The organism is Grimontia celer, from assembly GCF_900055185.1.
GTDB classification, from domain to species: domain Bacteria; phylum Pseudomonadota; class Gammaproteobacteria; order Enterobacterales; family Vibrionaceae; genus Enterovibrio; species Enterovibrio celer.
The window spans coordinates 1-608 of sequence record NZ_FIZX01000040.1; the positions used below are offsets into that span (position 1 = coordinate 1).

General features: G+C 44.9%; 2 tRNA genes. Both read left to right on the forward strand.

Features of this window, described 5'->3' with window-relative positions:
• The first annotated feature begins 45 nt into the window (after positions 1-45).
• Positions 46-121: transfer RNA gene (locus GCE9029_RS25315), tRNA-Lys, on the forward strand.
• Positions 122-190: 69 nt separating this feature from the next.
• A tRNA-Val gene (locus GCE9029_RS25320) sits at positions 191-266 on the forward strand.
• Positions 267-608 lie beyond the last annotated feature (342 nt).

The following is a 608-nucleotide window of genomic DNA, read 5'->3' on the forward strand; positions in this document are numbered from 1 at the left end:
TTTCACGGCGGTAACAGGGGTTCGACTCCCCTATGGGACGCCACTGGGTCGTTAGCTCAGTTGGTAGAGCAGTTGACTTTTAATCAATTGGTCGCAGGTTCGAATCCTGCACGACCCACCATCTTCTACCACAGAGGATGTAAAACTGAGTTTGGGTTTTGCCTTTTCAAAGGTGAAAGCAAACATATGTGGGCGATTAGCTCAGTTGGGAGAGCACCTCCCTTACAAGGAGGGGGTCACTGGTTCGAGCCCGGTATCGCCCACCACTTTTCCTTTATGCTGCGTTGAAGCCTTTCTCGTTTAGTGAACTAAACGTCGAAACACTTCGCCTTGCCTAAAGAAAAAGCACACTCTCTAATCATTTTCTGCAACGGACTCGCAGGCCCTTTAAATGACATTTACAGGGTGCGACTTTTTGCCGCCCCAATTCGGGAAGAAAGTCATTAGAAAGTGGTTTTGTACCACATTCTCTTTATGAGAAATGCTCTTTAAAAATCTGGAAAGCTGACTAAACAAACTCAATGAGTTTGTTTGTAAAAGTTCTCAAATGTTGACTCTGTGGAGTTAACACCAAACACATTCAAGTGTTCTTGGTTTCATCACTTTCG